We start from the raw sequence: 23,231 nt of genomic DNA, 5'->3' as shown, positions 1-23,231 counted from the left end.
GACGGCCATATGGCGTTTATTCGCTCCCCCGACAACATCTCAATCGAGCTGCTGCAAAGCGGCAACGCTCTGCCCCCTCAAGAGCCGTGGCTATCGATGCCAAACACCGGAGAGTGGTAGGTTAAGCCGGGGAGCGATCAGAAAATACCGAAGAACCAGCCGCCTTTCTTCAGGTCTTCCTCGCAACGGGCCAGTTGGGTGGTGTAGGTCTGCGCCCGCGCCGACACTTTTCCAGCGACGCGATTGAGCCACGGTTTACTCGCGAAAGTGCGGCGCTTAAAGCCGCCGTGCCCCTCGTGGTAGGCGAGATAAAGTGAGTAGGTATCCGTGTTGCTGATGCCCACCGTCCGGCTGCTGACATTGTTATACCAGCCGATAAAGTCAATCGCATCGTCAAAGTCGTCGCGGTCGGCGCCCCAGTTCCCCGATTTGTCCTTGTACCATTTCCAGGTAGCATCTTTCGCCTGCGCATAACCGTAGGCATCCGACATTCGGCCGGCGGGAATAAAGCCCAGCCAAAACTTGCGCGGCGGCTTGGCCTTGGCCACAAATCGCGATTCCTGATACATAATCGACATCATCACCGGGATCGGTGAGTTCCACCGCTTGGACGCATCCTTGGCTTCGTCGTACCAATCATCTTTTTCTTTGAAGATAGCGCAAATATCTCCGGGTTTGTGCGGCGGAGACGTTGTACACGCCGTCACGCTCAGCAGCAGTGTCAGAAGCAGTAAACGCATCATGTTTTATCCTGCCCGCTTAATACCGCCAGCAAACCGCCCTCATCGATCACCTTTACACCCAGCTCCTCGGCTTTCTTCAATTTAGAGCCTGCATTGGCACCGGCCGCCACACAATCTGTTTTCGCCGAGACACTGCCAGCCACCTTGGCTCCCAGCGCCTGCAATTTTTCCTTGGCTTCACTGCGCGTCATGCTCTCCAGATTGCCGGTCAATACCCACGTCTGTCCAGCCAGGGGCTGTTCGCCTTCCTCAATGCGCTCTTCAGGCCAATGTACGCCCTGCTCGCGAAGCTGACGGATAATCTCTCGATTGTGGTCGGTCGCAAAGAAGCTGTGTATATGGCTAGCCACGATAGGCCCGACATCATCCACCGCCAATAACTGTTCCTCATCGGCAGCCATCAAGGCTTCCAACGAAACAAAGTGTTTGGCCAGGTTACCGGCGGTCGCTTCGCCAACTTCACGAATGCCCAATGCAAACAGGAATCGGGGCAAGGTCGTGTTACGAGCCTTTTTCAGCGCCTCAAGCAGATTCTGCGCTGACTTTTCACCCATGCGTTCCAGCCCAGACAATTGCGCCTGTTCGAGGCGGAAAAGATCAGCCACGGAGTCGATCAGCCCGGCTTCCACCATCTGCTCAACCAGCTTATCGCCAAGGCCATCGATATCCATGGCCTTGCGACTGGCGAAATGTTTTATGCCCTCTTTGCGCTGCGCGGCGCAAACCAGGCCGCCTGTGCATCGCAACACGGCCTCACCCGGCGCACGTTCCAGCGGACTTTCGCAAACCGGGCAACAGCTCGGAATCACAATATCGCGCACATCGTCACCACGGCGCTCTGTCACCACCTGAACCACCTGGGGAATCACGTCTCCCGCCCGGCGAACAATAACGGTATCGCCCAGCTTCACACCCAGCCGCTCGATTTCGTCGAGATTGTGCAGCGTGGCATTGCTGACCGTCACCCCACCAACGAACACCGGCTCCAGCTTGGCGACAGGTGTGACCGCACCCGTTCGCCCCACCTGAAACTCAACATCGCGCAAAGTGGTCACTTCTTCCTGCGCGGGAAACTTGTGAGCGATCGCCCAGCGCGGGGCACGAGATACAAAGCCCAACTGCTCCTGAAGGGCCAGCTCATCCACTTTGAACACGATGCCATCGATGTCATAGGCCAATTGATCGCGCCGCGACAACAGTTGCTCGTAGTACGCCAAACAAGCTTCTATATCATCGACCACCGCCAGTTCGACGCTAGTCAAAAAGCCCCAGCGTTTGAGCTGGGCCAACGCACCGCTATGACTGGAAAATAAATTGTCGTCGCTCGCAACCACGCCGTAGCAGCACATCTCCAGAGGCCGCGAGGCCGTAATCCGGCTGTCTAACTGTCGCAGACTGCCCGCAGCAGCATTGCGGGGATTGACGAAGGTCTTACTGCCCTCCTCCCTGGCGCGCATGTTCAGCGCTTCGAACCCCTGCCGGGGCATGTAGATTTCCCCTCGCACTTCCAGCTCAACAGGCCAGCCTTCGCCCTGCAGTTTCAGAGGAATAGAATCGACGGTGCGCACATTGTGGGTGATATCCTCCCCGACTCGACCATCGCCGCGCGTGGCGCCCCGCACCAGCACACCGTCAACGTAAAGAAGGCTGACGGCAATGCCGTCCAGTTTCGGCTCGCAGGCGTAGTGGAAGGCCTGCCCGTCATCGAGACGCCCGCGAACACGGCGATCAAAATCCCGCAGCTCCTGCTCGGAAAACACGTTATCCAGCGACAGCATCGGCGTCTCGTGACGCACCTGTGAAAAACTGCTTAGCGGCTCGGCGCCTACGCGCTGGGTGGGTGAATCATCACTGCGCCATTCGGGATGTTCGCGCTCTATGTCCTGCAGTTCGCGAAACAGACGGTCGTATTCGACGTCGGGAATAATGGGTTCATCCAGCACATAGTAGCGATAGCTGTGCTCATGGAGCTGCTTGCGCAGGGCCTCTAGCCTTGCGCGCAGAGAAGAGTCGGACATTCAGAAGGTGCCGTGTTACTTACATAAGGGTGAGCTGGCGGCGCTCGAAATCGCGGATACGCTGCCGGTAGTGTTCAAGCGTCTGCTTGGTCGCCACACTGTGAGTTTGATCGCGCAGCTCGCCGCCCAAGTTTTTGACCAGACAACGCGCGGTCTCCAGCATGGCCTCATAGGCTTGCATACTGTCCTCCGGCCCCGGCAAATTCATAAAAAACACCACGCCGGGTGTCGAAAAACCGTCTATGGCATCCAGGTCAAAATTGCCCGGTTCCACCAAGTTCGCCACGCTAAACTGTTCAGCGCCGCTGCCATCGGCTTTTTCAAAACGATGAAAAATATTCATACGGCCATACCGCAGATCACACGCCAGCAACACCTGCAGCAGATCGGCGCCCTTATAGGCCTGATCTTGATCGGCGACGACATTGAGCACAATTAATTCATGGGGGGCATCGCCACTTTCCGCTTTAACGGCCGGCTCTCGACGCGGCGGCTCGGCTTCACGCTGGCGAACGCGGGGGGCGGAGATCATCTCGTCACTGAGCACACTGTCTTCAGGAGACATTTCCGGTTCGATACCCACCTCAGGCTCTTTATCCACCGTTGAGGATGGATTTGCATATTCCTCAGCGGGATCGCGAAACAGAATATCGTCGTCCAGTTTGCTTTTCTGAGGATATCTTTCCTCTGGTTCCTGAGGTTGAAGCGCCGGTTCCTGAACCGGTTTTGCTTCCGGCGCGTCTGCCGGGCTGTCCTGACGTGCATCTCGTTGATGCAGGCTCGGTGGCGCCTCTCTTACCGCAACGACGCGAGCCTCCCCCGGCAACTCGGGATTAACCAGTTCGTCTTCAATTTCCCGACGTTTTTTAGAGGACAGGCGAATCGTGTCCTGACGCTCGTTGCGCATGCGCCGGAAACCGTCCAGCAACACTGCAACCGCGAGCAATGCCCCAATGATAATCAACCAATCTCTGACGCTGAGATCCATTATTTTTGGCCCTTGTCTGCCTATATTTTGGCCCCGCCGAGCCCACCCTAGAATCGGCGCACTTCGAGTCTGAATGGCCAGTATTGTTCCACGCGTTCGGGGAAATATCCACCGCCTGCGACGCCCTTCACAGACTCAGGAGGCGATCATCTCCGCCGCTTTTTCCAGGTCTACCGAGACCAGTCTCGACACGCCCGGCTCGTGCATGGTGACCCCCATCAGCTGGTCTGCCATCTCCATGGCGATCTTATTATGGCTGATATAGATAAACTGCACGTCCCGCGACATCTCTTTAACCATGCGCGAGTATCGCCCTACGTTCGCGTCATCCAACGGCGCGTCCACCTCATCCAGCATACAGAACGGCGCCGGATTCAGCTGGAAGATAGAGAACACCAGAGCGATGGCCGTCAGCGCTTTCTCACCACCTGACAGCAAGTGAATCGTTGCATTGCGCTTGCCCGGCGGGCGGGCCATGATCGAAATGCCGGTATCAAGCAGGTCGTCACCAGTCATTTCCAGATAGGCACTGCCGCCGCCAAAAACCTTCGGAAACAACGCCTGAAGGCCGTTGTTAACGCGATCAAAGGTTTCTTTGAAGCGGTTTCGCGTCTCCTTGTCGATACGGCGAATGGCATTTTCCAGGGTTTCCAATGCGTCTTCCAGATCCTGGTTCTGAGCATCCAGATAGTTTTTCCGCTCCGACTGCTGCTTGTATTCTTCGATAGCCGCGAGGTTAATCGGCCCCAGTCGCGCAATACGGCGCCCTACGCCCTCAAGCTGTTCCTGCCAATCACGCTCATTGGCTTCCTCGGGCAGGCTTTCCAGCACCGACTGCAGATCAAACTGCGCTTCCTGCAACTGATCCTGCAAGCCGCTCCGGCGTACCTGCAGCCCCTGATTTTCAACCCGCGCACTTTCCAGCTTGGCCGCCACGCTTTGCAGGCGCTGTTCTATGCCGTGGCGTCGCTGCTCAAACTCGCGCATTTGATGATCGACTGCCTCTACCGCCCGACGCGCCTCACTGAGCTTTTCCTCAACGCTCAGGCGGTGCTCCAGATGGCCTTCAAGCTCCAGTTTCAGGTCTTCAATCGGCGAGTCGTTATCGTCCAGGCTTTCGTGCAATTGCTCTTTGCGCTCGCGCAGCAATGCCAATTGCTCCTCGGTTCGCGAGATATTCTGTAAAGCAGCATCGCGCTGGGTTTGCAGAGACTGATGGCGCATCGCCAACTGATGGGCGTGATCTTTGCTCTGACGGGCTTTTTGCCGTGCGGTGTCGAGCAGCTCACGGTTGGCATCTCGCTCGCTCAACAATTGCTCTCGGCGACCGGAGTCCTGCTCCATGCTCTCAATGGCCTCCTGGAGCACCATACGGGCTTCGGCCAGCGATTCCTGCTCCAGCGTGAACTGACTACGCAGCTCCTGAATATCGCTGTTCAGCCGCTGCCGACGCTCCCCCATCTGCTCGATTTTGGCCTGCTGGGCGCTGAGCTGTGCGCGCAATTCGCTCTGACGACGACCGTGAGCCTGAATTTCCCGCTGGGCGGCATCGCGCTCATCCTCCCATTGACGAAGCTGTTCACGTCGCGTTTCCAACTGTTCGCCCAAGGCTTCAACCTGGGCTTCGCCGTCATCCAGCGCCGCCTTCAACTCCTGCAATTCCTCCTGACGCTGCAATACACCGCCCTGAGCGGTGTCACCGCGCCGCACGCGCAGCCAATCTTTGCCCAGCCACAATCCTTCCGGTGTCACTAATGACTCGCCAGTAGCCAGATCACTGCGGCGAGACAGCGCATCCGCCAGGTCTTCAGCCAACTTCACGCGGCTCAACACATCTTGCAGTGCTGCTGACCCACTGACTTTGCTCGCCAGAGAGTTATCACTCACGGCATTGCCGGCATCGGCCTGCACAAAGCAGAGCTGGCCCTGATCCAGCTCCGCCAGCAGTGGCGCCAGACTATCAAGGCTGTCGATATTCAACGCCTGCAACTGTTCGCCCAGCACGGTTTCAACGGCCGTCTGCCAGCGCCCTTCTACCTGCAGCGACTCCGCCACGCGGCTCGCAGAGGCCAGACCGTGACGTTCAAGCAATTCGCTCAGTACCTTGTCACCGTCGCCGAGTGCTGCCTGTTGCAGCGCTTCCAGTGACGCCATGCGACCGCGCATGCGTTGCATGTCACTGCGGCGCTGGTCCAGCTCTTCCGACAGCCGATTGATCTGCTCGCGACAGTCACTGATCTGCGGCAGCAACTGCTCGTGTTTCTCTTCCAGCGCCTCTCCTTCCAGCTCCAGCACGGCCGCCTGCTCCTGCAAGCCGTCGACATCCCCCTCGTCACCGTCGGGCTGCAGCTCGCGACGTTCCGCTTCAGCCTTTTCAATACGCTCTTTCAAGCGTTGCAGGCTCAGCTCAAGGTGCTGAATCCGCGACTGCTCGACTTCGGCACGCTGACGTGGTCCCGCTGCAGTCTGGTTGAATTCGTCCCAGCGCTGCTGCCAGCTCTGCATGGCCTCTTCCGCCACCATCAGCGATTCGGCGGCACTCTCTTCCTCAGCCTGAGTGATTTCCAGATCCGGCTCGATACCACCAATCTCCTCCTCCCAGAGACGAATTTTTTCACGGTCGCTGTCGAGGTGGCGGGCGGTTTCCTGAATATTGACTTCGAGACGCTGCAAGTCCGAATCGAGTTGCTGACGGCGCTCCTGCTGGTGGGAAATACTTTGCTCGACGCGAGCGATATCGGCGCCAATACTGTAGTAACGCCCCTGAACCTCATTAAACTCGTCGTTGAGCTGGGTATGCTGATCTCGCGCCTGTTCGATATTCGTACCCAGCGATACCTGCTCGGTAACGATGCTCTCGCGCTCCAGTTCAAGTTCGCGAATCTGCGCATCTTTTTCTGACACCTGACCGTCCAGCGCCTTCCATTGCAGAACCTGGAGCTGCGCTTTCAGCAGTCGCTCTTCTTTCTTGTATTCGGTGTATTTCTCTGCAGCGGCGGCCTGACGCTGCAGATGCTGTAACTGACGTTCCAGTTCATCTCGCAGATCGGTCAGGCGCTCCAGGTTTTCCAGAGTGCGGCGCATGCGGTTTTCAGTTTCGCGGCGGCGCTCCTTGTATTTGGAGATACCCGCCGCTTCCTCGATAAACACCCGCAGCTCTTCCGGTTTGGACTCGATGAGCCGGGAAATCATCCCCTGCTCGATAATCGCGTAGCTGCGCGGGCCTAGGCCAGTACCAAGAAAGATATCGGTGATATCGCGGCGGCGACATTTAGTGCCGTTGAGGTAATATTCAGAGCTGCCCTCTCGGGTCACTTTGCGACGAATGGCAATCTCGTTGAATCGCGCATACTCCCCGCCCAGCTTACCGGCGGTATTGTCGAAAACCAGCTCGATCGAGGCTTGTCCGACCGGCTTGCGGTTCACCGAGCCATTAAAAATGACGTCGGTCATCGATTCGCCACGCAGGTTCTTGGCTGAGCTCTCACCCATTACCCAGCGCACCGCATCAATAATATTCGATTTTCCACAGCCATTGGGCCCAACCACCGCAGACAAATTGCTGGGGAAATGAGCGGTGGTGGGGTCAACAAAAGATTTGAAACCCGCCAATTTTATACTTTTCAGACGCATAGAAACCGTAACCAAGCCTGGTGGGCAGCCCGCGAAGTTACTGCCTGCGGGCGCCAGAGTGCGCAAAGCGCCGATTATAGCCTGTGAATACGGTTACATCAGCAGAAAATCAGCGAGGGCCCAGAGGGGCTGATGAGAGTTTGTGGTCGATCACCAACTGCGCTGCCGAATCAAGCTGATCGGCCGTCACATTTACCGACGAGGAAACCAGGTCATCCTGGCGTCGCATCGCGGTGCCAGACAAGCTGATATGCGCGGACAATTGCAGATTGTCGAAATCAGTCAGTTGCTGCCCCTGGCGAATCACATCGCTATCGGTCAGATAAAGACGCTGAGGCAGACTCTGCACCCCGTCTATCAGCGGTAAGCGAAGTGCTGCGACCGGCATGGGGTTGCCATCACCGGCTCGCGCTACGACAAACAGTACCGCCTGTGGCGGTGCTGTCATCGTCTCGGCGAGACTGACATCCACCGCAAGGCCAGACAGGCTGCCCGCCTCCAGCGCCCGCTTCTTGGCTTCATTGAGCCCAGAGGCGATCACCATGGCCTCGCTGGAATCGCCCGGCAAGCTGCTGAGCAGCCGTTGCCAGATAGCAACTGCATTGGCATATTCACCAGCGGCAAAGGCATCGATCCCCACCACGCCCAGCGCCGTTGCCTGGCGCGGATTAATCGACAACGCCTTATCCAGCAAACGCCGGGTTTCTTCATCCACTTGCCGCTGCGCGGCCAAATACCGTGCCTGGGCCAGCTGGGCCAGCACATCCGCATCATCTGGGTACAGGTCTACCAGGCGCTGGTAATAGGGAATCGCACCGGCATAGTCGCCCTGCTGACGACGGATAGATGCCATCATCACCAGCAACTCGGCGGTATCCGGGCGTCGCTGGAGGATATCTTCGACCAGCGATTCAAAGGCCTCGATATCGCCCTGCTGAGGCTGCTCGTTGGTAAACAGCTTTTGCTGCAGGGCGCGCAGCGCCAGCTCCTGATGATAACCCTGTGCGTGATACAGCCCGACAGATGCCAACACCAACAGCACCAGCGAGGCGATCAACGGCCAGGATTGACGGCGGCCGGGCGCCCCGGAAAACTCGCTGTTTTCCTCCAATAGCTGTTTGTCCAGCTCTGCGCGAAGCTCGCTCAACTGCTGGTCATCAATCAATCCCATATCGGCATCGGCCTGCAGTTCGCGCTGCCGCTGCTGATAAAAATCGCGCTGCGCAGCCCGGTGACGCTGCTGGTCATCATCGTCAACTCGGCGCGAACGAAACGCCAGCACACAGAGCCCCAGAGCGATTGCCAGCAATAGCGCCAGACCAATATACAGAGCGCTCACTGATCACCTCCGCGGGACGTATCTTCCTCCGACAACAAACGCTGCAAGCGCAGACGATCCTGTTCACTCAAGACGTCACCGTCGCCATTCTCGGGTACCGCGCTTTTGCGCCGCCGGGAAAGCATGGCCCAGATCCCCAAGCCAAGTACCAACAAGACGACGGGGCCCAGCCATAGCACCGCTGTCGCGGCATTAAAACGAGGGCGGTATAAAACAAAATCACCGTAGCGGTCGACCATATACTGGGTAATTTCGATATCGGACTTACCCGCCATGATCATCTGGTGAATCTGGCGGCGCAGATCCTGAGCAATGGCCGAATCAGAACCGGATAGATTTTGGTTCTGGCATTTCGGGCAGCGCAACTCCTCAATGAACGCATTGTAGCGCTGGCGCTGAAGCTCCGTGTCGAACTGATAGGTCTCAATTACCGCCATCGCTGGCAGCGCCAACACTAACAGCATCAGCAAGCTCAAACGACGCAACATCAAGGCGTGCCTCCCAGATCCAGCTCCGCAATCAGAGGTTGAAACTCTTTTTCCCAGACGCGTTCATCCAGCGCCCCCTGGTAGCGGAATCGAACAATACCTTCTGCATCGATCAGGTAGGTTTCGGGAGCGCCAGTCACCCCCAGATCCAGACCGAGCGTGCCTTCGACATCGAATACGGTCGCAAAGTAGGGATTGCCCTTTTCGGCCAGCCAGCGCAACGCCGGATCGCGCTTATCCTTGTAGTCCACGCCGAGAATCGGCACGCCGCGCTTTGACAGCTCAACAAGAAAAGGGTGCTCGTAATGACAGGTCGGACACCACGTCGCCCAGACATTGACCAGCAACCACTGTTTGGGCAAGTCAACATGACTGAGCTGCCCGCCCTCCAAGGTGGGCAGATCAAACGCCGGCATCGGGCGATTGAGTAATGCCGAAGGCAGTGCCGTGGGGCTGTACTCCCCCTCCTGCACGCGGCGCTGAACACCAAAAAACATCGCCGCCAACAGCACAAAAATAATCAGCGGCAAAAACAACTTAAGCCTGCCCATAATGACCTCCCTGGGTGTTCCTCGCCTTCGATGAGGCACCGCGCCGATAGCGCTTATCCAGAATCGCCAGCAAACCACCGGCCGCCATCAGAATGCCGCCCAACCAGATCCAGCGCACAAAGGGCTTAATGTGCACACGAACAGCCCAGGCGTCTTCGCCGACCGGCTCGCCCAGCGCAATATAAACGTCGCGCCAAAGGCTGGCATCGATGGCCGCTTCAGTCATCACCTGACCGGAGCGAGCATGATAGCGACGTTTCTCCGGATGCAGCTTGGCGATCAACTGCTCGCCCTCGTAAAGGCTGAAGTGCCCCTGTTGTCCCTGATAATTGGGCCCGGTCACCGCTTCGATAGCATCGAAACGCACGTGATAGCCAAATTCGGTGTCGACGCTCTCGCCCACGGCCATACGCATATCACGCTCGTCTTCAAAGCTGGTCACCATGGCCACACCGAGAATCGCCGCTGCCAATCCGAGGTGGGCCAGCAACATCCCGTAGTACGAAGGCGTCAGGCGACGAAGACCGGCAATTACCGTGCGGGCATTGCGGGTCTTGTCGCGAAGATTGACCAGCGTGGTCGCGACAATCCACACAAACAGCACCGCACCCACGCTGGCACCGAGGTGCAGACTGCCACCATACAGCCAGGGGAATATCAGACCCAGCAACAGCGACACCAACAGTGCGCCTATCATCGCGGACAACCAACGATGGGTATTGCTGGTCTTCCACTGAGAACTGGGACCAATACCCACCAGCAATGCAATCATCGCGCTGATCGGGACAAACAGTGCATTAAAATAAGGCGGCCCCACGGAATATTTTCCGCCACCGGCAAAGTCCATAATCAGCGGGAACAGCGTGCCCAGCAACACGGTCAGCGCCGCCACAATCAGCAGAATATTGTTGGCGAGCAACAGTGCTTCACGGGACAGCAGGCCGAAGCCCTTGTTTCGGCTCTGCTCTGGGGCTTTCAGCGCATACAGCGTGAGTGAGCCGCCGACAATCAGCACCAGGAAGCCGAGAATAAACATGCCCCGAGTAGGGTCAGCCGCAAAGGCGTGTACCGAGGTCAACACACCGGAGCGCACCAGGAAGGTTCCTAGCAGGCTGAGTGAAAAAGCGAAGATCGCAAGCAGCAATGTCCAGGACTTAAACGTGCCTCGCTTCTCCGTCACCGCCAACGAGTGAATCAGCGCGGTACCCACCAGCCAGGGCATAAACGAGGCATTTTCCACCGGATCCCAGAACCACCAGCCACCCCAGCCAAGCTCGTAGTACGCCCACCAGCTGCCCAGCGTGATACCGATGGTCAAAAACAACCAGGCGATATTCGTCCAGGGACGCGACCAACGCGCCCAACTGGCGTCCATTCGGCCACTTAACAGGGCGGCAATCGCAAAGGCGAAGGCGACAGAAAAACCCACGTAGCCGACGTAGAGCATCGGCGGATGTATCACCATACCCGGATCTTGCAACAAGGGGTTCAGGTCCTGCCCCTCGGCTGGCGGATTAATAATATTCTGTTCAAAGGGGTTAGAGGTGAAGAGCGCAAAGCTGAAAAAACCAATCGCGACAACGCCCATCACCGACAGCACGCGCGCGAGGATATCCAGCGGCAGCTGACGTGAGAAAACCGCAACCGCCACCGTCCACAACGTCAGAATTTCCAGCCAAAGCAGCAGCGAGCCCTCGTGACCGCCCCAAAGTGCACTGAACTTATACGCCATGGGCAGGGCTGTATTGGACTGCATGGCAACGATATTGACAGTAAAGTCATCGGTCAGAAAAGCGTAGAAAAGGCAGGTAATAGAGATTGTCGTAAACAAGCACTGGGCAATCGCTAGGGTGCCACCCGCCACCATGGATCGCCGGTCACCACGCCACACACCGTACATGGGAACCACGGCCAGCAACAGTGCGAAGCACAGGCCGAGAATCAGCGAGAAATGTCCCAGTTCACCAATCACGAGCCTGCATTCTCCCCATCATATGCTGCGCCAGCACGAGCCTCTTCAGACTTTTTCAACGCCTCGCTCACCTCCGGCGGCATATAGTTTTCATCGTGTTTGGCCAGTACCTCTGAGGCCTGGAAAACACCGTCCTGACCCAACGTGCCAGTCACGACAACCCCCTCACCCTCGGCAAACAGGTCGGGCAATATGCCTTCATAAGCCACCTCAACGCTGGCTGAGTAGTCAGTGACCTTAAAACGTACTTTCAGGCTGTCGCTGGCGCGCTGCACAGAGCCCTCTTCCACCATACCGCCCGCACGAATCTTGCGATCCAGCGGCGCCTTGCCAGCCGCAATATCAGCGGGTGGATAGAACAGATTGATATTCTCGCGCAGCGCAAAGCCCAGAAACGCGGCCGCGGCCGCACTGGCCAACAAGATAAATACTACGATGCCTAAGCGCTGCTTGCGCACTGGGTGCATGGCCATACTGCCTCCGATTAACCGGCTTTCTGTTGTTCCGCACGACGACGGCGCGCGGCCGCCGCAACCATCTGCCGGGCAGCGCGGTTGCGGCGGCGGGATTCAACGACTAACAGCGCGAGCACTGCCGCACTGATACCAAAGCTGAACCATACATACGGCCCGTGGCCGTGCATCTGCCAGAATTCAGCCAGCGAATTAAACGCCATGTCGGCCTCCTGTGTTTGCCTCGACCAGCGTCTGAACCCACCGGGTATTGCGCTCACGTTCAAGAATCTCAGCGCGGGTGTAAAGCAATACCAGCCAGCCGAAAAACAGATACATGCCCGAGAGGGTCGCCATCAGGGGCCTGAGCATTACCGGGTGAATAGTCGATTCCCCAATAAACTTGATACTGGCGGGCTGGTGCAGGCTGTACCACCACTCCACCGACCAGTAAATGATTGGAATATTCACCGCGCCAACCACCGCCAGTACAGCACAGGCCTTGGCGGCAGCGTCCTGATTCTCAAACGCACTGTACAGCGCCATCAACCCTAAATAGAGAAAGAACAACACCAACACCGAGGTAATACGCGCATCCCATACCCACCAGGTTCCCCAGGTCGGCTTGCCCCAGACCGCACCGGTAATCAGCGCAAGAAAGGTCAGTGCGGCGCCGATCGGAGCAATGGATTTCATGACCATGGCCGCCAGCTTCATGCGCCAGATCAGATGAATGGCTGCCGCCGTCGCCATCATCATATATGCGCCCATAGACACGGCCGCCGCAGGCACATGAATATAGATGATGCGGAAGCTGTTCCCCTGCTTGAAGTCCTCGGGTACAAATGCCAAGCCCCAGATACAGCCGCCTATTAGCAGCAGCACACCGGGCACCGCCAGCCAGGGCATGAGCCGCCCGCTGAAGTCATAAAACCAGCGCGGCGAACCCCACTTGTGAAACCATTGCCATTTCGACAAAACCTAGCCTTCCTTCCAATTCATCAGATGCATCTTACTGGTCCACACTGATCCGCAATGCGCCACCAATCGCCAATGGCGCGAGCGCCAGTGCTGCCATCAACAGCGCCGCCAATATTGCCAGCGGCGCCTGGTAAGACAAGCCCTCAACAGCATTGCTGACCGCCGCACTGCCGAAAATCAGCACCGGAATATACAGAGGCAAAACGATCAACGATAGTAACAAGCCGCCACGTCTTAGCCCCACCGTCAGCGCTGCACCAATCGCGCCGATCATGCTCAGCACAACACTGCCCAGCAGCAGGCTCAGCATGAGCACGCCATACCCTGCTGGGGGCAGTTGCAACAACATGCCCAAGAGCGGCGACAACAGGCTGAGCGGTAATCCGCTGAGCATCCAGTGAGTCAGCGTCTTCGCCAATACCAGCGGATACAATGGCACCGGGCTGAGCAACAGTTGCTCCAGCGTGGCATCGTCGTGGTCACCGCGAAACAGACTGTCTGTTGCCATCATCGATGCCAACAGGGCTACTACCCATATGACCCCGGGCGCCAGCGCGGCAAGCTGCTCGCGTTCGGGACCAACACCCAGCGGAAACAGGGTGCAGACCATAACGAAAAATAACAGTGGGTTACTCCACTCGCTGCCGCGACGCAGGGCGGACTGAAGGTCCCTGCGAACCATCGCCGCCATCATGGAGAAGGTCGAAAGGCGCTGCATCATCCCTCCCCCAGTTCAATACGGCGCAAGGGGCGCGGCAGTTTAAGCACATGGTGCGTCGTCAGTACCACGCTGCCACCCGCATCGGCGAAGTCGCCAATCCACTGTTCAATTTCCGCGACACCGCGCTGATCGATCGCCGTAAACGGCTCATCTAGCAACCACAGCAAAGCGCTGCTGCAAAACAGTCTGGCGAGATTCACCCGGCGCTGCTGGCCCGCCGACAGGCCATAGCAAGGCTGCTGTTCAAAGCCCGTCAGCCCCACCCGCGCCAGCGCAGTAAAAAGCCGCTCGTCATCCACGGCGTCACCGCGAAGCGCACAGCTCCAGCGCAGGTTTTCAAGGGGAGTAAGTTGGGGTTTGATACCGGCGCCATGGCCGAGATAAAGGACCTGCTGGCGAAAATCACTCAGGGTTTCAGCCAGGGGGTGGCCCTGCCAGAAAATATCGCCTTCGTAGCGCGTAGAGAGGCCCGCCAAAATGCGCAGCAAGCTGGTTTTTCCGCTGCCGTTCGCGCCAGCCAATTGCACGATTTCTCCGGGCCCGACAGACAGAGACAGTCCAGCAAACAGCACGCGCTCATTGCGCTCGCTGTATAACTGCCGTACTTCTAGGCCCTGAGTCGCCAACTGCCGCTCCTGAAATCATACGGCCCACACACGAAGGGGCCACAGCCAAAAATGCGGCCAAGTATATACGATTTACGAGTAAATTCGTGGACTGCCGGACACTGCGACAATGTGTCGCAGCCCGGAGTGATATCAGGGCGTCTTGCCGTCCGGGCGATTGGCGACCCAGCGCTCCATATCCTGAGTCACCAGGTCAAGGTAGGCGAGCGCTTTGTTGAGCTTTTCATCGTGCTGTTCACCACGAAGCCCCATAAGCCGGTTGCGGACCCAGGACAATTCACTGACCAATTCGGTGATAGTCGGGGACGGCGCCGTGACCGCTGCCGGGCGAACTGCCGTCAAGGTCTGCGTGTCACTGGCAATCGGTTGTCTTCCCGGGGGCTGCCCCTTGCCGTAGAGGCTGTCGAGCAGGTTTTCAAATTCGCGATCGGTCATTTCATCGCTGTCCGGTGTTTTTGCCACCGCTTGCGCTGGCAGCGACTTGCCCAGCGATCCCGTCTCCTGCCCCATTGCGCGCGTGAGGCGAAGACGCAAATCCTCCGGAATAGCCCGCACACTTTGGTGGTTCATCATCCGGCTCAGCATCACCTCAAGCGCACTGGTGGCACCGACAATCAAGGACACCAGACTCGGACTCAAGGATAATCGACGAGTACGCAGGCGCTCCAATACGCGTTCGGCCAGTCTCGCGCACTCGCTCAACTCCTCGAGCTTCAGTACCGACGCGCCGCCGTACAAGGTATGAAAACCCCGGTGGATATCATCGAGGATGCGTTGCCCGTCATAGCCGTACTGCAATTCTTCCAGCTGGACAAACAGACCTCGCACAATTTCCTCTGCCTCTGAAAGGAAAATGGCGAGTATGCCTTCATGCTCGTTCGCGTCCACGGACTATCAGCCCTCCGTCAGCACTCAAAAATGAAATCATTTACATCCTCAATGACAATGATTATCAAACAAACTTCCGCTGGTCACTGCCACGCGGTTCACAAAGTGGAGGTTTAATCCTGGGTTTCCAGCTGAGAATTCAAACGCCGGAATATCTGACGAATCTTGCTGTCGAGTACCGCCGCGGTGAATGGTTTGACGATATAGGCGTTGACGCCGGCATGCGCCGCTTCAATGATTCGCTCTCGCTTGGCGTCTGCGGTCACCATCAACACGGGCGTTGAACAGAGCTGGCGGTCTGCTCGAACCGCACGCAACAGCTCCATGCCGCCCATGGTCGGCATGAGTAAATCGGTAATCACCAGATCGACCCGCTGATTGTGCAAGAGCGTCAACGCCGCCATCCCGTCATCGGCTTCGCAGATATTGCCGTAACCGAGATCCTGAAGCAGGTTTCGAATAACTCGCCGCATTGTCGCAAAGTCCTCAACAATGAGGATGCGCATGTCACGCGGCGATGGCAGCGAAGCTGAAGTCTTTTCGAGAGGCTCATAGCCTGCAAAAGGGTCTGGAGAGTACTCGTCGCTCATGCCGTCTGCTCTCCAACACGCGCCGCGACCAGGCTTTCCACAAAGAACTGAAGATGCCCATCGGCTCCCTGAGCAACAGGCCAGCTTAGCAGCTCGTCAGCCAGTCGATGAAAGGCCAGGGACGACGGTGCACTTGGCGCGTATTCGCTCACTGCCCGCTGCGCTTTGACGGCCTCTCTCAGGCGATGATCAAAGGGAATGGCACCGGCATAGCGCAAGCTCACATCGAGAAACTGGTCGCAGACACTGGCCAGCCTCTCAAGCAGTTGCCGCCCCTCCTCGTCATCGGCAACCATGTTGGCTACCACGCGAAAACGTCGTCGAGCAAAGTCCCGGTTCATCAACTTAATCAGGGCGTAAGCATCTGTGAGTGAGGACGGCTCGTTGCATAACACCAGCAATAATTCCTGCGAGGCATTCGCAAAGGTCAAGACGGTGTCGGCGATCCCAGCAGCGGTATCGACCAGCAACACGTCAATCTGCGATGAAAGATCACTGAACGCTCGAATCAAGCCCGCTTGTTCCAATGAGGTCAGTCGGGTAAGTCTGCGTGCACCTGACGAGGCCGGAATAATGCGAATACCATGAGGTCCGGTCAGTAGAATATCGCTGAGCTGGCACTCTCCATCTAACAGTTGCTCAATCGTCTTGTTCGCTGACAACGACAGCAATACGTCGACGTTGGCCAGGCCAAAATCCGCATCGAGGATAGCAACCCGTTTCCCGCGACTCGCGAGCGCTACGGCCGTGTTGATCGCCACATTGGTCTTACCCACACCACCTTTGCCCCCGGTAACGGCGACAACCTGAACCGGCCTCATATCGCCCCGACCTCCAAGCGATTCTGAGGAAAGCGGTAGCTTCCCGCATATCGCAGGGTTTGAGAAAGATATTGCCAGCCACAATCAGCCATCTGACGCCGCAGCATGCGCTCGCACTCCGGCGGCACGGCAACAGCCACCAAGCGCGCGCCCAGCTCCAATTGGTCCTGCCAGGCTTGATATTCCGGATTGATACGCATCAGTCCCAGCAGACCTCCAAGCCAGGCACCAAATGCCACGCCAAACACCGGTAATCCGTAAAGCACTGGAGCGCGCATAGGACTGCTGCCAAGCAACGGCAGCAAGACCGCCAAACACAGGAGTACAAAGAACACCGACCATAGTCCCGCCCGCCAAGACAGCCCGACGATATCGCTGCGAGTCATGATTCCTGTCGCGGCCAGTCGCGGATGGCGCTGATCTTCAGCATGCTCGCTAAGCAGGGTGTAGTGCCCCAGGGACGCTACCGGCGACGACAGAACCGCACGTAGTTGAGCAAGTGGTTCGCGATCGTGTGCCAGAAAATACAGTTTTTTCACGGGCGATCCTCAACGCAGTGACTGCAAACGCTCGGTGGCACTCACCACCTCCGTCAGGCGGATTCCCAGTTTGTCTTCAACCACCACCACTTCACCGCGGGCGATTAATTTGCCATTTACCAAGACATCCAGCGGCTCACCGGCGTGGCGATCCAGCTCAATAACGGCGCCTTGCTGCAATTGCAGCAGGTCGCGAATCGGCATTTCACGGCCACCGACTTCCAGCGTGACACGGACCGGGATGTCCATGACCATTTCCAGGTCGGGAGACGGTGTATCCCGCTGTCGCAAACGCGCCGCATGCGCACCGGCATTGGCCTGCTGCCCCGCATCCTCGGCTTCAATTTGTTGGCGAAGCCTTTCCCGTTCGCGTCGCAAATCGTCTCTCTCGGTCACATCGCCTCCTCTGGCATTCATTTACGCCCCTTGACGGTAAACCGCATGACATTTCCTTCAAGCTGCAACACCGCGCGCAACAACGGCAGTCCGGCAACCCGGATTTCTGCCAGATCAGCCGAGCCAAGGGGAATAACATCACCGACCTCCAACGCAGCGAGCTCACCTAAACGCAGGGTTTTCTCGGCAAGAACATAGCGCGTCGCCACCGGGGCATTCAAACTCGCATCCACCATCGCCTGCTGCCACTGCGGGTCAGGCGCGCGAGTCTCAGCAAGTTCACTGCGCGACAGACTCTCCCGAATCGGCTCCAGCATAGCTGCCGGGCAACAGATATGAAATTCACCGCCACCGCCGCCCTCTGCATCAATCTGGAAACGGCAGACCACGACCGGGTCCGCCGCTCCGACAATGGTTGCCAGCGATGGATTGAGTTCGCTGCCCAAGGCCTGGCAGTGCAGCTCGCAAACGGGTTGCCAGGCCTCAGCCAGGTCCGCCTGCGCCCGAGCAATCAGTTTGTCGACAAGGCGCCGCTCTGCAGAACTGAAGTCGCGACCATCAGGCACGCCCGCCGTATGACTGCCACCAAAGAAAACTTCGACAAGGCGAAATACCAGACGGGCATCAAATACCATCATCGCCGTCCCCTCAAGTGGAGCCAGGCGCATTAAATTCAGACTGGTTGGCAGGTACAGCGAATGCAAATAATTGGCGTAGGGCGTGAATTGAATTTCCAGCAGACTGATATCCACATCGTGGCCGAGCACGCTATTCAGACTTTGGCGAAAATGCTCGGCAAAGCGTCTGCTAAGCTGTTCCAGTCCCGGCAAACGCTTGCGAGTGACCGGATTGCGACGGGCGAGATCAAACTGAGCCGCCTGCGCTTGCGGCGCCACCTTGGCGGCTTTAGGCGGGGCATCGCTCTGCTGCACGGCAAGCAACAGGGCATCAATTTCTGCCTGCGAAAGCACGTTATTCATTGCCAATTCCTGCCATCACATCACGCTCCGCGCGGCGTACCACTGCTCAAGTGCCGCCACAACACCGCGGAGGTCACTCTTTAAACTGACAAGCAGGCTCGGCGCCAAGGCCAGGTCGTCATTTCGACCCAGCTCTTCCATCGCCCGGCACTGCGATGCGTAGCCACCCGCGCCGACCCCCAGCGCACCGCCTTTCAGGGTATGAGCAGAGCGCCGCAGCTCCTCAGCATCTCCCGCGTCAATAGCGTCATTAATCCGCTGCAGGCGCAGCTCTGCATCCTGCTGAAAACTCGAAAATAAAATCTGCATATCGTCAGGCATAATGCTGAATATCTCTTCCAGCACCGCTTCGTCCAGCACCTCGACCGGCAACCGCGCCGTAGTATGATCACTCACTGTGCCACCACCTTTGCGGCCGGTGAGAGCGGACGCCGCTCCAATACAATTTCACCTACCTGAGCCAGACGCTTCGTTGCCACCAGCAACTCCTGCTGCGCCCGCTTGATCTGCGCCAAATCAGCTCTTCCGGCCACCGCTCGGTAATCCGGATAAACCTCCTGTAACACCGCCAACATCCTCTCACGCAATTCACCGCTGCTGCCTTGCACAGCGAAGTGGATCGTCTCCGCCTCGAACTGTTCCAACACGGTTCTCAGGTCGTCGCCACTGAGACGCGTAAGTTGATCGAAGCTGAACATCCGCTCTTCAACGCGCTCGGCCAATGCCGGGCGCCGCTGGCGAAGCCCCTCAAGCAACTGGCTTTCACTGCCCATGTCCAGTTCATTGAGCAGCGCAGCAGCCAGACTCTCACCTGCCATGGGCTGTCGTCCGCGTCCTACATTCTGCAAGTGTTCTTCGATCAGGTAATCCAGCTCTTCCAGTGCCGTGGGCGACAGCGACTCCAGCGCAGCCAGCCGCGCCAGCAAGTCCTCCCGCTTTTCACCGGTAAAAGACATCAACACTTCCGCCGCCTGCGATGACTCCAGGCAAGCGATCAGCACCGCCTGAATCTGCGGGTGTTCACGACGCAGCATGTCAACAATCGCCTGGGCACTTAACCACTTAAGCTTTCCAATTTGCCCGGACTGCCCGTGCGGCGCCAACTGACGACGCAGCAATGCGGCCTTGTCCTCACCCAACGCGTCTGACAGCAGATCCCGAACCTGATCGGCCTTGCCGTTTGCGACCAGCGATACCTGTAAACTGTCCCGCTCAAACCGTTGCAATATCTGCGTGAGGCGCGATGCATCAGGAGCGTTGAGGCGAGACATCAATTCTGCAGCGCGCTGGACATGCTGCGGGCGCAGCTCCCGCAACACTGCGGCCGCCCGCTCCGATGACAAGGCGGTTAACAATACCGCCGCCTGTTCCGCGTCGCCGCTATCGGCCTCGTTATCGGCAATCAAGGTCCCCTCGCTCAGCCATGCCCCCAAAACCGCAGCCACCCTTCCAGGTTCTTCATCCGCACTACGCTGAAGATGATGCAGCAAGGAGCGATAATCGGCCGGAGCAGACACTGCTTCGGGTCGCTGCCGGGAGCCAAGCTGCTGCAGAAACAATGACAATCCCAGGCCAGCGGCAATGCACAAGGCCGCAATGCCCAACTCCGAGGATATCGGCAGGAGAAGGCAGAACAATGCAAACAGAATCAATGCCAGCAGCAGTAAAAGCTGCCAGGCAATGCCCTGAGAAAATCTGTCATTTTTTTGACTATTTGACACAATGCTCACAAATTTTGTCACTTTTTTGACAAAAGCCCCTCAAAAAGCGCTGCTTATACGCGCTATCGAGCCCACAGTGAGGAATGTAGCAGGATACGGGCCAGCTCCTGACAAGCCGGCACGCAAGAAGGAGGTTAGCGTTTCAGCTCGACAAAGGGCAATGCTGTTGGCCCGCCCACATCCACGGTTTGGGAGGCATGAAAAGGATGGGGTTCTCGATCCAGACTTCGGTCGATATCCAGGTTGGCAAAATCGAATAAGGCCGTATCCGCCAACTGCGATGGCGCAATGTTCTGCATGGACGAGAAGATTTTTTCAATGCGGCTGCCGTCCTGCTTTTCCCACTCCAACAGCATCTTGCGGATATTTTGCCGCTGCAGATTTTCCTGCGAACCGCAGAGATTGCAGGGAATGATCGGGAACTGTTTGTAGGCCGAAAACTTCTCGATATCCGCCTCGCGACAATAGGCCAGCGGGCGGATGATGATATTGCGTTTGTCGTCAGACAGCAGTTTGGGCGGCATCGCCGCCATACGCGAACCGTAAAACATATTCAAAAACAGCGTTTGCACCATGTCGTCTTTATGGTGGCCCAGCGCGATTTTATTGGCCCCGATCTGCTCTGCAAAACCGTAGAGAGTCCCCCTTCGCAGGCGGGAACACAGGCCGCAGGTGGTTTTTCCTTCGGGGATTTTTTCCTTAACAATGGAATAGGTGTCGCGATTGACGATGTAATACTCAATACCCAGCCCATCGAGGTATTCTGGCAGCACATGCTCTGGAAAACCCGGCTGCTTTTGATCCATGTTGACGGCTACCAACTCAAATCGAACCGGCGCGCTTTTTTGCAGGTTCATCAGGATATCGAGCATCGTGTAACTGTCTTTACCTTGTATCCGGTAAGAAATCACAATAAGCACGATAAATTTCGAGGATAAAACAATTTTTCCATTATAAAGCAATAAGATAAGAAACAATTTACCCACACATATTGGGATATTTTTTTACAGCAATCTATTATTTCGTAAAGCACGAAACGGGGGCCCAATAGTAAGGGCTAAGAATGGGTCATACTGCCTAAATATCCTTTACAAATCTGAAGTCGAGCCAGCGGCTCTAATAGCGGCCTAATATAACTCTCTACCGGCGACCACCTACCAAAAGCGTATCGATTCACCCATAACTTGGCCGCTTTGGCCATCTTATGGTAGAAACCCGTGATGGCCAATTTATGGTAGGTCAGTTCCTGCCCAACGCAAGTAAAGTCGGCTGCTGGTAATAAGCGGACGGCTGGCCTGGACATCAATATGGCTGGTAGCAGCTCTTTCCAGACATTCCAACTATTTCGCTGGCGTGCCTGCTCCCGACCCATAGCAGCCATAGCGCGAACAGCCACGACTGGTTAAGGCGTGGCAATTAGACAACCCTGCGGCGTTCATGGCGTCATACTTTACGAATCATGGGTAGCTTTATCCACCCGCGCAGAACTGGTACGGGAATGCGCAAACCCTCTTCAGGTTTTAACTCAAAGCCAGGGAGCACGTCTACCAGATGCTCAAAGGCTATTTGTGCCTCAAGTCTTGCCAGGGCTGCACCCATGCAAAAATGCACTCCCTTTCCCAGTGACAAATGATCATTAGGGCTTCGCTCAATAATGAAACTTTCCGGGCTTTCAAAATGTCTCTCATCCCTGTTGGCTGAGGCGAACATTATCCAGACATTGTCATTTTCCCTAAGTTTCTTCCCTTTGTATTCAATATCTCGAGTTACTCGACGGAAGAGCCCATTTACCGGCCCTACGTAGCGAAGTGCTTCTTCGACAAATTGAGGAATCAGTGCTTTATTATTTTTCAGCTTCTCAAGTATCTCGGGTTGCTCCTGGAGTACAACCGCAGCGTTTGTTATTAAATTCGTGGTTGTCTCGTTGCCGGCAATCCACAACAATTTACAAAACCCTAAAAGTTCATTCGGCTTTAGCTGCTCGCCATCTTCATCGGCCAATTTAACGAGCGACGAAATCAGGTCACCTGCAGGGTTGAGTCGTTTTTCCTCAATGATTTCGGATAAAGTGTCGTTCATTTCAGTTGTGGCGTTAAAACGCTGTTTTTCTGTATAGCTTCCGCCGACACCAACTCCCAATGCCTCATTCCAAAATTTAAGCCGCTCGTAATATTCCAACGGTATTCCTAAAAGCTTTGCAATAACTGCCACCGGTAATGGACTTGCAAAATCTTTGTAGAGGTCTAACTCTCTTCCTTCGGAAGATTTGTTTTGTAAGTCAGAAATCAATTGATCGGCGATTCCACTTATCTCAGATTCCAATTGCGTTATGCGGCGCGATGTGAAGCTTCTGGCAAATATAGAGCGCAACCTGGTATGTTCTGGCGGGTCGTTTTGAATCATCGGCAAAAAGCCTACTACGTCCTCAGCTGAAGCATCATCCATTCGCAAACCACCGCCAGGGCCGCTCGAAGATGAAAAGTCTTCCGGCCGCTTTGCGAAATTATCCACGTCCTCATAGCGAGTAACCACCCAAAAGTTGAATTCCTCGCTCCAATACAGCGGGGCTTCCTCTCTCAGCTGTTGCCAGTACGGCTCAGGATTGTCGATATAATTCGGATCCAGCATGGGAAATAATTGTGTTGCCACGGCCTTCTAGCTCCTGCTAATCAATGTGTCGGACTTTCCAACTCCAAATATAGCAATAGAAACCTTGCGCTAAAATAGGTATTGAATCCCCCCGGGTTTATCGGAGGCTAACTTTCTTGAGAGAATTAGCTGATG

General features: G+C 56.6%; 22 protein-coding genes and 2 pseudogenes. 1 reads left to right on the top strand and 23 read right to left on the bottom strand.

Annotation, left to right across the window (positions count from 1 at the left end):
• Positions 1-120: pseudogene (locus AC5DB9_RS14740) on the top strand (lactoylglutathione lyase); the annotation flags it as partial.
• 17 nt (positions 121-137) lie between these two features.
• Here the strand turns inward: AC5DB9_RS14740 and AC5DB9_RS14735 are convergent.
• The 23 genes and pseudogenes from AC5DB9_RS14735 to AC5DB9_RS14625 all read right to left on the bottom strand — a co-directional run bounded on the left by AC5DB9_RS14735 (position 138) and on the right by AC5DB9_RS14625 (position 23,096).
• Positions 138-743 carry a transglycosylase SLT domain-containing protein gene (locus AC5DB9_RS14735; protein WP_272994222.1) on the bottom strand — a complete coding sequence of 202 codons (606 nt, stop codon included), beginning with the start codon at positions 741-743 and terminating at the stop codon, positions 138-140.
• The gene (ligA, locus tag AC5DB9_RS14730) at positions 740-2,761 is read right to left on the bottom strand and encodes an NAD-dependent DNA ligase LigA (RefSeq protein WP_272994220.1); all 2,022 of its coding nucleotides are present in this window, start codon (positions 2,759-2,761) and stop codon (positions 740-742) included. The genes AC5DB9_RS14735 and ligA overlap by 4 nt, the downstream gene beginning before the upstream one ends.
• A 19-nt stretch (positions 2,762-2,780) precedes the next feature.
• The gene (gene zipA, locus AC5DB9_RS14725; protein WP_272994217.1) at positions 2,781-3,749 is read right to left on the bottom strand and encodes a cell division protein ZipA; all 969 of its coding nucleotides are present in this window, start codon (positions 3,747-3,749) and stop codon (positions 2,781-2,783) included.
• A gap of 135 nt (positions 3,750-3,884) precedes the next feature.
• On the bottom strand, positions 3,885-7,382 hold the full coding sequence (smc, locus tag AC5DB9_RS14720; protein ID WP_273009066.1) for a chromosome segregation protein SMC: 3,498 nt from the start codon (positions 7,380-7,382) through the stop codon (positions 3,885-3,887).
• Between the two features lie 109 nt (positions 7,383-7,491).
• Positions 7,492-8,721, bottom strand: a complete 1,230-nt coding sequence (gene ccmI, locus AC5DB9_RS14715; RefSeq protein WP_272994209.1) for a c-type cytochrome biogenesis protein CcmI — start codon at positions 8,719-8,721, stop codon at positions 7,492-7,494.
• Positions 8,718-9,209 carry a cytochrome c-type biogenesis protein gene (locus tag AC5DB9_RS14710; protein ID WP_272994207.1) on the bottom strand — a complete coding sequence of 164 codons (492 nt, stop codon included), beginning with the start codon at positions 9,207-9,209 and terminating at the stop codon, positions 8,718-8,720. The genes ccmI and AC5DB9_RS14710 overlap by 4 nt, the downstream gene beginning before the upstream one ends.
• Positions 9,209-9,760 carry a DsbE family thiol:disulfide interchange protein gene (locus AC5DB9_RS14705; RefSeq protein ID WP_022957472.1) on the bottom strand — a complete coding sequence of 184 codons (552 nt, stop codon included), beginning with the start codon at positions 9,758-9,760 and terminating at the stop codon, positions 9,209-9,211. The genes AC5DB9_RS14710 and AC5DB9_RS14705 overlap by 1 nt, the downstream gene beginning before the upstream one ends.
• Positions 9,747-11,732, bottom strand: a complete 1,986-nt coding sequence (locus AC5DB9_RS14700; protein ID WP_272994205.1) for a heme lyase CcmF/NrfE family subunit — start codon at positions 11,730-11,732, stop codon at positions 9,747-9,749. Before AC5DB9_RS14700 ends, AC5DB9_RS14705 begins: the two co-directional genes overlap by 14 nt.
• Positions 11,729-12,199, bottom strand: coding sequence for a cytochrome c maturation protein CcmE (gene ccmE, locus AC5DB9_RS14695; protein WP_272994246.1), 471 nt, complete (start codon positions 12,197-12,199; stop codon positions 11,729-11,731). Before ccmE ends, AC5DB9_RS14700 begins: the two co-directional genes overlap by 4 nt.
• A gap of 17 nt (positions 12,200-12,216) precedes the next feature.
• Positions 12,217-12,408: a heme exporter protein CcmD gene (ccmD, locus tag AC5DB9_RS14690; RefSeq protein WP_022957475.1), complete on the bottom strand. Its 192-nt coding sequence runs from the start codon at positions 12,406-12,408 to the stop codon at positions 12,217-12,219.
• On the bottom strand, positions 12,398-13,162 hold the full coding sequence (ccmC, locus tag AC5DB9_RS14685) for a heme ABC transporter permease CcmC (protein ID WP_272994203.1): 765 nt from the start codon (positions 13,160-13,162) through the stop codon (positions 12,398-12,400). The genes ccmD and ccmC overlap by 11 nt, the downstream gene beginning before the upstream one ends.
• Before the next feature lie 34 nt (positions 13,163-13,196).
• Entirely contained in the window at positions 13,197-13,886 is a 690-nt protein-coding gene (ccmB, locus tag AC5DB9_RS14680) for a heme exporter protein CcmB (RefSeq protein WP_272994200.1), read from the bottom strand.
• A complete protein-coding gene (gene ccmA / locus AC5DB9_RS14675; RefSeq protein ID WP_272994198.1) occupies positions 13,883-14,512 on the bottom strand; it encodes a cytochrome c biogenesis heme-transporting ATPase CcmA in 630 nt (209 codons plus the stop codon). Before ccmA ends, ccmB begins: the two co-directional genes overlap by 4 nt.
• 132 nt (positions 14,513-14,644) lie before the next feature.
• Positions 14,645-15,400 (bottom strand): Hpt domain-containing protein, encoded by a 756-nt coding sequence (locus tag AC5DB9_RS14670; protein ID WP_272994197.1) that lies wholly within the window; start codon positions 15,398-15,400, stop codon positions 14,645-14,647.
• A 113-nt stretch (positions 15,401-15,513) separates the two neighbouring features.
• Entirely contained in the window at positions 15,514-15,906 is a 393-nt protein-coding gene (locus AC5DB9_RS14665) for a response regulator (protein ID WP_028968054.1), read from the bottom strand.
• An 80-nt stretch (positions 15,907-15,986) separates the two neighbouring features.
• Complete coding sequence (locus AC5DB9_RS14660; protein WP_272994195.1) at positions 15,987-16,811, bottom strand: MinD/ParA family protein; 825 nt, start codon at positions 16,809-16,811, stop codon at positions 15,987-15,989.
• Positions 16,808-17,350: a hypothetical protein gene (locus AC5DB9_RS14655; RefSeq protein ID WP_272994194.1), complete on the bottom strand. Its 543-nt coding sequence runs from the start codon at positions 17,348-17,350 to the stop codon at positions 16,808-16,810. Before AC5DB9_RS14655 ends, AC5DB9_RS14660 begins: the two co-directional genes overlap by 4 nt.
• 9 nt (positions 17,351-17,359) lie before the next feature.
• Complete coding sequence (gene fliN / locus AC5DB9_RS14650; RefSeq protein ID WP_022957483.1) at positions 17,360-17,767, bottom strand: flagellar motor switch protein FliN; 408 nt, start codon at positions 17,765-17,767, stop codon at positions 17,360-17,362.
• Entirely contained in the window at positions 17,764-18,726 is a 963-nt protein-coding gene (fliM, locus tag AC5DB9_RS14645; protein WP_272994191.1) for a flagellar motor switch protein FliM, read from the bottom strand. Before fliM ends, fliN begins: the two co-directional genes overlap by 4 nt.
• 15 nt (positions 18,727-18,741) lie before the next feature.
• Positions 18,742-19,122, bottom strand: a complete 381-nt coding sequence (locus AC5DB9_RS14640) for an Hpt domain-containing protein (protein WP_272994189.1) — start codon at positions 19,120-19,122, stop codon at positions 18,742-18,744.
• Complete coding sequence (locus tag AC5DB9_RS14635) at positions 19,119-20,447, bottom strand: flagellar motor switch protein FliG (RefSeq protein ID WP_272994187.1); 1,329 nt, start codon at positions 20,445-20,447, stop codon at positions 19,119-19,121. The genes AC5DB9_RS14640 and AC5DB9_RS14635 overlap by 4 nt, the downstream gene beginning before the upstream one ends.
• A 134-nt stretch (positions 20,448-20,581) precedes the next feature.
• Positions 20,582-21,337 (bottom strand): annotated as a pseudogene (gene ttcA / locus AC5DB9_RS14630) (tRNA 2-thiocytidine(32) synthetase TtcA); the annotation flags it as partial.
• Between the two features lie 553 nt (positions 21,338-21,890).
• Positions 21,891-23,096 (bottom strand): cytochrome P450, encoded by a 1,206-nt coding sequence (locus tag AC5DB9_RS14625; protein ID WP_027873947.1) that lies wholly within the window; start codon positions 23,094-23,096, stop codon positions 21,891-21,893.
• Between the last annotated feature and the right edge of the window lie 135 nt (positions 23,097-23,231).

The sequence above is a fragment of the Spongiibacter sp. genome, assembly GCF_984394615.1.
The sequence above is the reverse complement of the archived record's forward strand: the minus strand, read 5'-3'. Positions and strand labels throughout refer to the sequence as shown.